Here is a 9,962-nt window from a genome sequence, read left to right on the forward strand (position 1 = left end):
GAATGACGTGATGGGGGCATGATAACAGCCTTGGGCAGCGATCGCCGGTTGCTGGCGGCGGCCTGCCTTTCTATCATGCACCGTTTCCCCGAATTCTTCTGAGCAGTGGAGAGCATCATGGGCGCGTCCCCCAAGACCTTCCGGGCAGGCATTGTTGGCGGTACCGGCTACACCGGCGTCGAGCTGCTGCGCCTGCTGGTCAATCACCCGCAGGTGGAGGTGACGGCGATTACCTCGCGTAGCGAGGAGGGGGTTGCCGTGGCAGACATGTTCCCGAGTCTGCGCGGGCATCTGGATCTGCGCTTTACGGTGCCGGATGTGGCGCAGCTGGCGGAGCTGGATGTGGTGTTCTTTGCCACGCCGCACAATGTGGCCATGCGCATGATGCCGGAGCTGATGGCGGCGGGGGTCCGGGTGGTGGATCTGTCTGCAGATTTCCGGCTGCGTGATGCGGACCTGTGGGCTGACTGGTATGGCGAGACCCATGCCTGCCCGGATCTGCTGGCGCAGGCGGTGTACGGGTTGCCGGAGCGTAATCGGGACGCCATTGCGACGGCGCAACTGGTGGCCTGCCCGGGGTGCTACCCTACCGCGATCCAGCTGGGCTTCCTGCCGTTGCTGGAGAACAACCTGGTGGATAGCCAGCGCCTGATTGCCAATGCGGGATCCGGCGTCAGCGGTGCCGGGCGTCAGGCCAAGGTGCCGATGCTGATGGCGGAGGCGACCGAGAGCTTCAAGGCCTATGGCGCCTCGGGCCACCGGCACCTGCCGGAAATCGAGCAGGGGCTGGCGGATATCGCCAGCGATCCGGTGGCGCTGACCTTTGTGCCGCATCTGGTGCCGATGATCCGCGGGATCCATGCAACGCTCTACAGCACCTTGCTGGACCCGAGTCTGGCGCTGGGGGATCTGCAGGAGCTGTACGAGCAGCGTTATGCGGACGAGCCCTTCGTGGATGTGATGCCGGTGGGCAGCCATCCTGAGACGCGGTTCGTGAAAGGCGCCAATCATTGCCGGATTGCGCTGCATCGTCCGCAGGGCCGTGACACACTGGTGGTGTTGTCGGTCATCGACAATCTGGTCAAGGGCGCTTCAGGCCAGGCCATCCAGAACATGAACATCATGCTCGGTCTGCCTGAACGGGCCGGTCTCGAAGGGGCCGCACTGCTGCCATGATTGCCAGGACTCAAGCCATGCCGGGACACCGCCGAAAGAAACGCAGTAGCGAACTGACGTTGATGCCCGTGGATCTGCGCCGCCAGACCTGGGTGCGGGCGCTGCTGAGCCTGGTGGCCGTGCTGGCGGTGGTGCTGGCGTTTTTCGGCGGCTACCACAGTGGGGGGAGCGAAGGCTGGGCCACCAATATCGAGCAGCAGCGCCTGAAGGCCAAGGTCAAGCAACTGGAATCTGCCCTGCGCGAGGCCCGGGACGAACTGGTACTGCATCGCACCGGCAGCGAGGTCACCTATCAGGCCCAGGAACAGGTGCGCCAGGAACTGCGTGGCCTGCGTGATCAGATCGCCGAACTGGAAGAGGCGGCGGCCTTCTACAAGAACGTCATGTCCCCGGGGGCTGGCGAGCAGGGCCTGCGGATCGAGCGGTTCGAACTGAGTGCCACGGATACGCCGGGGGTCTTCAGTTACAGACTGGTGTTGACGCAGGTCGGTGATAACAGCAACTTTATCGCCGGGGATGTTTCCATGACCCTGGATGGACAACAGGACGGTAACCGGATCACCGTGTCCGGCAATGACCTCATCAGTCAGGACGACAGCACAACACAGTTCCGTTTCCGTTATTTCCAGGAGCTTTCCGGCCGCCTGGAACTGCCCGGTGAGATACTGCCGCGCAATATCACCGTGGAGGCTGTGGCCTCAGGGCGCGGCGGGCAACGGACGGAGCGTCAATTTGGCTGGCAGTTACAGGAGAGAGACAGTGCTCGGGCGGGATAAGAAAGTACGCGAAGATTACCGTAACCATACCCTGGTGGCGCCGACCGCGGAGATCAAGGGGGATATCAGCTTCTCGGGCGGCCTGCATGTGCAGGGCCGTGTGGAGGGCAATATCAGTGTGTCCGGCCAGGGCGGCCGTCTGGTGATCGGCGAGACCGGCGTGGTCAAGGGCGAGGTGCGGGTGCCGCGCATCGTCATCAATGGCCGTGTCGAGGGGGATGTGCACGCGACCGAACAGCTGGAGCTGGCCGAGAAAGCCGTCATCGAGGGTAACGTCTACTACAACCTGATCGAGATGGTGGTGGGTGCTCAGGTCAACGGCAAGCTGGTGCGCCAGGGCGAGCGCAAGAACCTGCCTGCGCCGGATGCGGGCAAAGCGGCCCCCGAAGCGGCGGAGACCAAACCGGCGGGCCAGCCGAATACTTGACTATAATGGTCGGGTATCGGACCCTATGCGGCACATAGCTGTTACAGGATAACCCTGACCGACCATGACCGATCTGATCCTCCTGAGCGATCGCGCTGCTGCCAAGGTGCGCGATCTGCGTGATGAAGAAGGCAATCCGGCACTCAAGCTGCGGGTGTATATCACCGGTGGTGGCTGTTCCGGATTTTCCTATGGCTTCACGTTCGACGAACAGGCCAAGGACGACGATACCGTTGTGGACAATGGTGACGTCACCCTGCTGGTGGATGCCATGAGCATCCAGTATCTGGCGGGTTCCGAAGTGGATTACGAACAGGGCCTGATGGGCTCGCGCTTCGTCATCCAGAACCCCAATGCCACCTCGACCTGCGGCTGCGGCTCCTCGTTTTCCATCTGACCCGAATCCGGAATGTCCTGTCCTTGCGATGGGCTTGTCGCTCGGGGCACTCTATGGCCTGCGCTATAACTACAGACAGGCAGGCCCATGAGCGAAATTTCACTGCCGCGTGATCGCGACAACGACTACACCACGGCCATGGCCGAGGCGCGCCGCCAGTTCGTGCGCGAACGCACTGGCACCGCATTGACCCATGTCGGCCATACCTCCATTGATCCGGCCCTGTTGCCGGGCAATATCGAGCAGTTCGCTGGGGTGGCCCAGGTGCCGCTGGGCATTGCCGGACCGCTGCGCATGTCGGGTGAGCATGCCGAGGGTGACATCTATGTGCCCATGGCCACCACCGAGGGCACTCTCGTGGCCAGTTACAATCGCGGCATGCGTCTGGCCCGCGAGGCCGGTGGCATCACGGCTACCGTGATTGATGACGCCATGCAGCGGGCGCCGATCTTTGTCTTCGAAAATGCCCGCCATGCACGGGAGTTCGGTCACTGGGTCACGGCACATTTCGAGCAGATCAAGGCGCAGGCGGAAACCACGACGCGCAGCGGCCGACTGCGTGATATCGAGCAGTATGCCCAGGGCAAGATGCGCTGGCTGCGCTTCAATTACACCACGGGCGATGCGGCCGGACAGAACATGGTCAGCAAGGCGACCCGCGAGGCTTGCCAGTGGATTCTGGCGCAGAAGCCCGCCGGGCTGGAGCACTTTTCGCTGGCGGCCAATTTCGACACCGACAAGAAGCACTCCCAGGTCAACACGCTGCATACCCGCGGCAAGCGGGTAGTGGCGGAAGTGACCCTGCCGGCCGCGCTGATCCGCGACATCATGAAGACCTCGGCGGAGGCACTGCATCGCCAGCGCCAGCTCAGCAACATGGGCGCCATGATGGCCGGTTCGGTCAACAATGGTTCCCATTTTGCCAACGGCATTACGGCCGTCTTCATCGCCTGCGGGCAGGATGTAGCGAATGTGGCGGAATCCTCTGCCGGCATGGTGTACGGCGAGTTGAAGGACAACGGTGATTATTATTTTTCGGTCACGATTCCTTCCCTGATTGTGGCGTCCTATGGCGGCGGTACCGGCCTGCCTACCCAGCGTGAATGCCTGGAGATGATGGGCTGCTATGGCAGCGGCAAGGTGCAGCGGCTGGCGGAGATCATTGCGGGCGTGGTGTTGTGCGGCGAGTTGTCGTTGAGCGCCGCCATCGTGTCGGACCAGTGGGTGTCCAGTCATGACCGTTATGGCCGTAACCGGCCCTGATTTTTTTGTTTTGTTTGTTCGGGAGAACTGTTGATGCGTGCGCTACAAGTAGAAGTATTCGGAGATCCGTCGGCCCTCAAGGTGTCAGAGGTGCCAGAACGGCCACCGGGCAAGGGTGAAGTGATGCTGGCCATGGCTGGCGTCGGAATCGGCTATTTCGATGGCTTGCTGGTCAAGGGGGAATACCAGATCAAACCGCCGCTGCCGTTTGTGCCGGGCAGCGCCATCGCCGGCGTGGTGGCGCAGGTGGGTGAGGGGGTCAGTCATCTGAAGGTGGGCGACCATGTCACCAGCTTTGCGTTGCTGGGCGGGATTGCCGAAAAGGTGACGCTGCCCGCCATGTCCTGCTTTCCGTTGCCCAAAGAGGTGCCGCTGCTGGATGCGGCCAACTATTTCATAGCTTACGCCACCGGGCTGTACGGTTTGCGCGAGTGTGGCCGCCTGAAGGAAGGCGAAACCCTGCTGGTGCTCGGCGGCTCGGGCACCACCGGCTCCACCGCCATCGAGTTGGGCAAGGCCATGGGTGCGAAGGTGATTGCCTGCGCCTCCACTGAAGCGAAGCGCCAGCGCTGTCTGGATGCCGGTGCGGACGTGGCGGTGGACTATACCGCCGAGGACTGGCGCAAGCAGGTCAAGGCCGCGGCCCCCGCCGGGGTGGATGTCGTCTATGACCCCGTTGGCGGGGCTACTGCCGAACCGGCGTTGCGGTTGATGGCCCCCGGCGGTCGTTTCCTGGTGGTCGGTTTTGTGACCGGCATCGCCAGTGTGCCGCTCAATTTGCCGCTGCTGAAACGTTGTTCGGTCATCGGGGTCAACTGGGGAGGCGAGGTGATGGGTAATCCCGCCGTGGTGCCGCCGGTGATTTCCCAGCTGGTGGAATGGACCCTGGCAGGCAAGCTGCGCACGGCACCAGATCACGTTTATCCGATGGATCAGGCCGGTGAGGCCTTTGCGGCGCTGTTCGAGCGTCGTTCCAGCGGTAAGATCGTCATTACCCCTTAATTGAGGAAACAGGGATGAAGTTACTCAAGGCACAGTACGATATTCGTGGGCCTGTACCCCAGGACGTGATCCACCCGGTGCCGTTCGACAAGCCGGTGCCCGGGGCCGGGCAGGTGCTCATCGAGGTGCTGGCCGCCCCCATCAATCCGTCGGATATCATGACGCTGACCGGCGAGTACGGCATGTTGCCGCCCTTGCCGGCGGTGGGGGGTAACGAAGGTGTGGGGCGCATCATCGAACTGGGGCCGGAGGTGCGCCATCCGTCTGTCGGGCAGGTGGTCTTGCTGCCGGTGGGCAGCGGCACCTGGACCACACACATGCTGGTAGAGGCGCGCGCCCTGGTGCCGCTGCCAGACACCATTGACCCGCGGCAACTGGCCATGATCGCCATCAATCCGCCCACGGCCTCCCTGCTGTTGACCGAGTTCGTCGATCTGCACGCGGGTGACTGGGTCATCCAGAATGCTGCCAATTCGAGTGTCGGGGGGTACCTGATCCAGTTGGCGAAGATTCGCGGTTTCCGCACCATCAATGTGGTGCGCCGCCAGGCAGCGGTCGAGGCGGTGCGCAAGCTCGGCGGGGATGTCGTGCTGGTCGATGGTCCGGATCTGCGCAAGCAGGTGCGGGCCGCCGTCAGCAAGGGAGATATCCGTCTCGGGATCGATGCTGTCGGGGGTGAGGCCAGTGACCGGCTGGCGTCGTGCCTGGCACCGGGCGGCACCGTGGTGAATTACGGCCGCATGAGCGGCGACCCCTGCCAGGTGTCGTCGCAGTCGCTGATTTTCAATGATGTGCGGCTGGTGGGCTTCTGGCTGGCGCGCTGGTTCCAGACCACGTCGCAGCCTCAGCAGATGGCGCTGTTCAGCGATCTGACGCGGCTGATGGCGGCGGGTGCCTTGCATGCGCCGGTGCAGGCGACCTACGGCATCGAGCAGATACAGGAAGCCGTGGCGGCTGCGGCGGCCGGTGAGCGTGATGGCAAGATACTGATCGTGCCGCAGGGCGGTGCGGGCTGACCTCAGGCTGGATGCCGCGCACCGAGAATGGCGCCGCTGAGGGCGCCTGTGACCTGCGGGGCGTTGCCCTCTACGCCGGCCAGATGCGCCCAGGCCAGCCAGGCAAAGGCGCTGGCCTCTACCATATCCGCCGGTGCACCGTGTGCACTGGTGGTGTCCACGTTGACCCCGGGCAGTAATCCGGCCAATGCCTCCAGCAAGGCGCTGTTACTGGCACCTCCGCCACAGGCCAGCAGGTCGTCCGGGGCGAAATCGCGCAGGCAGTCGGCGACGGTCTGTGCGGTCAGGGCCAGCAGGGTCGCCTGCACCGCCTGGGGTGACTCGTCACCGTCAAGGCGGGCCTCCAGCCAGGCGCCATTGAAGCGTTCCCGCCCGGTGCTTTTCGGTATCGGCAGAGCGAAGTAGGGCTCTTCCAGAAAGCGTGCCAGCAAGGCCGGCAAGGCTGTGCCGCCGCGTGCCCAGTGGCCGTCGGCGTCATAGCGGGCCCCGGTGTGTTTGCGGCACCAGTAATCCATCAGCACATTCGCCGGGCCGGTATCGAAGCCCGAGATCAGGGTGTCTCCGTCCAGCAGTGTCAGGTTGGCAATGCCGCCGAGGTTGAGCACGGCACGGCGGCGCCCGGCACAGGCCAGCGCGGTCTGGTGAAAGCGTGGCACCAGCGGTGCGCCCTGTCCTCCCAGCACCATGTCGCGGCGGCGGAAATCACTGATGGTGGTGATACCGGTGCGCTGGGCGATCACGTCGGCATTGCCGATCTGGACGGTGGTGTGCAGGGCGGGCAGGTGGCGGATGGTCTGGCCGTGGCTGCCGATGGCGGTGATGTCCCGGGGGGTCAGTCCGGCCCTGGCAATCACGGCGAGCGCGGCATCGGCAAAGGCTGTGCCCAGATGCATGTCCAGGGCGGCCATGCGTTCTATCTCGTTATCGCCGGGGCGGCACAATGCCAGCACGGCATCATGCAGGGTGTCGTCCATGGGTGCGGTGTGATCGGCCAGCAAGCGGCAGTGGCCAGCGCGAATGTCCACCAGCGCGGCGTCAATGGCGTCCGCGCTGGTACCCGAAATCAGCCCGACATAAAGGCCGTCGGGGTCAGACATTCCGGAGTCAGAAATTCTGGGCAAGCGTGAACGCCTCGGCATGCAGCGCCATCTGGTTGCGCAGCCGGTTGGCATAGACCAGAAAATCGCGCCGCTCATTATCGGCAATGCCGCGCGCCTTGGGCAGCTTGACGGTCAGCGGGTCGCGGTGCACGCCGTTGACCAGGAACTCGTAATGCAGATGCGGACCAGTGGCCAGCCCGGTCATGCCCACAGTGCCAATGGTCTGGCCCTGGCGCACCCGGACGCCCGCGCGGATCCCGCGGCCGAAGGAGTTCATATGTGCATACAAGGTGCTGTACTGCTGGCCATGACGAATGATGACCACATTGCCATAGCCCCCGCGGACGCCTGCGAATTCCACCCGGCCATCGCCGGTGGCACGAATCGGGGTGCCGGTGGGTGCCGCATAATCCACACCGCGATGCGCGCGGATGGTGTTGAGCACCGGGTGCCGGCGGTTGGGGTTGAAGCGTGAACTGATGCGAGCAAATTCCACCGGCGTTCGAATGAATTCACGGCGCAGGGAGTTGCCCGCGATGTCCAGAAATTCCGTATTGCCTTCCTGGGTTTCGTAGCGAAAGGCGGTGAGTTTGCGATCACGATTGTTGAACTCGGCCATCAGAATATTGCCGGTGCCGACTTGTTCGCCGTCGAGAAACAGCTCTTCATACAGCACCTGGAAGCTGTCGCCCTGGCGGATATCCAGAACGAAATCGATATCCCACGCGAAGATGTTCACCAGCTGCATGATGAGATTGTCACTCATGCCGGCGCGTTGCGCGGCCAGGAACAGGGAGTCGTTGATGTCTGCCTGGGCGTAGCGCACCTGGCGTTCATATTCGCGCTCTTCCTCGCGCACGCTCCAGCCGTCGTCGCCGCGCTCGGCATGCAGGGATTTCACCCGGCTGATCTGGTGTTCCAGTGCGGCCAGTGTCTGGTCGTCGTTCAGGGCGACGCGCAGTACGTCGCCCGGACGAATATTGGTGAGGGCGGCCAGGCGCTTGTCGGCGCTGACCAGACGGTGCACCTCGCCAGGGGACACCCCTTCGGCCTGCAGCAGCCGCGACAGGGTGTCGCCCGGTGATACGGTGATTTCACGCCAGTGAACGGCGGGTTCATCGGCCAGGGCGGCGCTGACGGCCTCCGGGGCCGCCGGGTCGCCGGCGTCGGCCTCCCGGGCCGCCGGGCGTGGCAGGCTGAGAGCGACCACGGCGGGCTGTGCTGTGGGCGTGGCGTCGCTGGTGGGCAGTATCACCGCCGCACTCAGCAGGCCGAGCAGGGCAACCGTGGCCAGCAGGTGGGCCCGCGGGAAGCTGCTTACCAGCCTGAACAGGCGTGTCAGAAAAGGCTTCATTTGCAGTGAGTTCTTAATTAGTGTGCGTAACCCCCGGAAAAATCGAGGAACTCGGTATCTCCAGATCAGAAGATAACCGCCTTTCACCGGGTCGTTCAAGTGCTACAATAGCGCCCCCTAACCCGCCCCACCGGCTAATAAGTAACCAGAGGTAAACGATGGCCGATCAGGACCTGGAACAGATGCTTGCGGAGATTCGCCGCGGGACCGACGAGATCATCCTTGAAGAGGACCTGCGGCGCAAGCTGGCCAGCGGGCGCCCTCTGCGCATCAAGGCGGGCTTCGACCCCACGGCGCCAGACCTGCATTTCGGCCATACCGTACTGATCAACAAGCTGCGCCAGTTCCAGGACCTCGGCCATCAGGTGGTGTTCCTGATCGGCGATTTCACCGGGATGATCGGTGACCCCAGTGGCAAGAGCGCCACCCGTCCGCCGCTGACCCGGGAGCAGGTGAAGGCCAATGCCGAGACCTATAAAGAGCAGGTGTTCAAGATCCTGGACCCGGCGAAGACCGAGGTGCGCTTCAACTCTGAGTGGATGGACGAGCTGGGGGCTGCGGGCCTGATCCGGCTGGCCAGCCAGTACACGGTGGCACGCATGCTGGAGCGCGATGACTTCGACAAGCGCTACAAGGCCAACCAGCCGATCGCCATCCATGAGTTCCTCTATCCCCTGATCCAGGGGTACGACTCGGTGGCCCTCAAGGCGGATGTAGAGTTCGGTGGCACGGACCAGAAGTTCAACCTGCTGATGGGGCGCACCCTGCAGAAGCATTATGACCAGGCGCCCCAGGTGTGCATCACGGTGCCGATTCTGGAGGGGCTGGACGGCGTGCAGAAGATGTCCAAGTCGCTGGGCAACTATATAGGCGTCACGGATGCGCCGGGTGAGATGTACCGCAAGCTGCTGTCGATACCGGATGCGCTGGTCTGGCGCTACTTCGAGCTGCTCAGCCTGAAGCCGCTGGCGGAGATCGAGGCCCTGCGGGCCGAGGTCGAGGCCGGTATGAGTCCCCAGGACGCCAAGAAGGTGCTGGCGGCTGAGCTGATCACCCGCTTCCATGATGCTGAAGCCGCTGAGGCGGCGCCCCGCTCGGCGGGCAACCAGATCAGCCTGGGCGACATCCCGGAGAACCTGCCGGAAGTGGAGGTTCAGGCCGGTGAGGATGGCAGCCTGCGGCTGCTGGACCTGTTGCGCGAAGCCGGTCTGGCACAGAGCGGCAAGGCGGCCAAGGATATGCTGGCTCGTGGCGTGGTCTATGTGGACGGCGCCCCGGCGGCCCCGGATCTGACCCTGGCCCGGGGTGAAATCCGGGTGGTGCAGGCGGGCAAGAAGAAGATCGCCCGGGTCCGGGTCGCCTGACCGGGAAAAACCTTCAAAAAGTATTTGACAGTGAGGGGCGGCTCTGTAGAATGGCGCCTCTCTCGACGAGGCCCCGCCTCGAACGAT

The 9,962-nt window shown here is 63.7% G+C and carries 10 protein-coding genes; 8 read left to right on the top strand and 2 right to left on the bottom strand.

Annotation, left to right across the window (positions count from 1 at the left end; translation table 11 throughout):
• Nucleotides 1-117: 117 nt before the first annotated feature.
• The 7 genes from argC (at nucleotide 118) to DKW65_RS15600 (ending at nucleotide 6,057) form a co-directional block, all read left to right on the top strand.
• Entirely contained in the window at nucleotides 118-1,176 is a 1,059-nt protein-coding gene (gene argC, locus DKW65_RS15570; RefSeq protein ID WP_111658350.1) for an N-acetyl-gamma-glutamyl-phosphate reductase, read from the top strand.
• A 17-nt stretch (nucleotides 1,177-1,193) separates the two neighbouring features.
• Nucleotides 1,194-1,952: a DUF6776 family protein gene (locus DKW65_RS15575; RefSeq protein ID WP_111658351.1), complete on the top strand. Its 759-nt coding sequence runs from the start codon at nucleotides 1,194-1,196 to the stop codon at nucleotides 1,950-1,952.
• Nucleotides 1,936-2,379, top strand: a complete 444-nt coding sequence (locus DKW65_RS15580) for a bactofilin family protein (RefSeq protein ID WP_111658352.1) — start codon at nucleotides 1,936-1,938, stop codon at nucleotides 2,377-2,379. Before DKW65_RS15575 ends, DKW65_RS15580 begins: the two co-directional genes overlap by 17 nt.
• 64 nt (nucleotides 2,380-2,443) lie before the next feature.
• Nucleotides 2,444-2,776, top strand: a complete 333-nt coding sequence (gene erpA, locus DKW65_RS15585) for an iron-sulfur cluster insertion protein ErpA (protein ID WP_111658353.1) — start codon at nucleotides 2,444-2,446, stop codon at nucleotides 2,774-2,776.
• A gap of 87 nt (nucleotides 2,777-2,863) precedes the next feature.
• The gene (locus DKW65_RS15590) at nucleotides 2,864-4,039 is read left to right on the top strand and encodes a hydroxymethylglutaryl-CoA reductase (RefSeq protein ID WP_111658354.1); all 1,176 of its coding nucleotides are present in this window, start codon (nucleotides 2,864-2,866) and stop codon (nucleotides 4,037-4,039) included.
• 33 nt (nucleotides 4,040-4,072) lie between these two features.
• A complete protein-coding gene (locus DKW65_RS15595) occupies nucleotides 4,073-5,041 on the top strand; it encodes an NADPH:quinone oxidoreductase family protein (RefSeq protein ID WP_111658355.1) in 969 nt (322 codons plus the stop codon).
• Between the two features lie 14 nt (nucleotides 5,042-5,055).
• Nucleotides 5,056-6,057, top strand: a complete 1,002-nt coding sequence (locus tag DKW65_RS15600) for a zinc-dependent alcohol dehydrogenase family protein (RefSeq protein WP_111658356.1) — start codon at nucleotides 5,056-5,058, stop codon at nucleotides 6,055-6,057.
• Between the two features lie 2 nt (nucleotides 6,058-6,059).
• On the opposite strand, the gene DKW65_RS15605 is transcribed toward DKW65_RS15600, so the two are convergent.
• Both DKW65_RS15605 and DKW65_RS15610 read right to left on the bottom strand, forming a co-directional pair.
• Entirely contained in the window at nucleotides 6,060-7,154 is a 1,095-nt protein-coding gene (locus tag DKW65_RS15605) for an anhydro-N-acetylmuramic acid kinase (RefSeq protein WP_111658357.1), read from the bottom strand.
• A gap of 7 nt (nucleotides 7,155-7,161) precedes the next feature.
• Nucleotides 7,162-8,511: a peptidoglycan DD-metalloendopeptidase family protein gene (locus tag DKW65_RS15610; protein ID WP_162925917.1), complete on the bottom strand. Its 1,350-nt coding sequence runs from the start codon at nucleotides 8,509-8,511 to the stop codon at nucleotides 7,162-7,164.
• 158 nt (nucleotides 8,512-8,669) lie between these two features.
• Here DKW65_RS15610 and tyrS point away from each other — a divergent pair, with 158 nt between their 5' ends.
• Nucleotides 8,670-9,875 carry a tyrosine--tRNA ligase gene (gene tyrS / locus DKW65_RS15615; protein WP_111658358.1) on the top strand — a complete coding sequence of 402 codons (1,206 nt, stop codon included), beginning with the start codon at nucleotides 8,670-8,672 and terminating at the stop codon, nucleotides 9,873-9,875.
• Nucleotides 9,876-9,962 lie beyond the last annotated feature (87 nt).

Origin of the sequence: Isoalcanivorax indicus, from assembly GCF_003259185.1 — a bacterium.
Classification (GTDB): domain Bacteria; phylum Pseudomonadota; class Gammaproteobacteria; order Pseudomonadales; family Alcanivoracaceae; genus Isoalcanivorax; species Isoalcanivorax indicus.

Coding starts and splice junctions, on each gene's coding strand:
- DKW65_RS15610 (WP_162925917.1), bottom strand. CDS start 8,511: ATGAAGCCTTTTCTGACACGCCTGTTCAGGCTGGTAAGCAGCTTCCCG.
- DKW65_RS15600 (WP_111658356.1), top strand. CDS start 5,056: ATGAAGTTACTCAAGGCACAGTACGATATTCGTGGGCCTGTACCCCAG.
- DKW65_RS15605 (WP_111658357.1), bottom strand. CDS start 7,154: ATGTCTGACCCCGACGGCCTTTATGTCGGGCTGATTTCGGGTACCAGC.
- tyrS (WP_111658358.1), top strand. CDS start 8,670: ATGGCCGATCAGGACCTGGAACAGATGCTTGCGGAGATTCGCCGCGGG.
- DKW65_RS15590 (WP_111658354.1), top strand. CDS start 2,864: ATGAGCGAAATTTCACTGCCGCGTGATCGCGACAACGACTACACCACG.
- DKW65_RS15595 (WP_111658355.1), top strand. CDS start 4,073: ATGCGTGCGCTACAAGTAGAAGTATTCGGAGATCCGTCGGCCCTCAAG.
- argC (WP_111658350.1), top strand. CDS start 118: ATGGGCGCGTCCCCCAAGACCTTCCGGGCAGGCATTGTTGGCGGTACC.
- DKW65_RS15575 (WP_111658351.1), top strand. CDS start 1,194: ATGCCGGGACACCGCCGAAAGAAACGCAGTAGCGAACTGACGTTGATG.
- erpA (WP_111658353.1), top strand. CDS start 2,444: ATGACCGATCTGATCCTCCTGAGCGATCGCGCTGCTGCCAAGGTGCGC.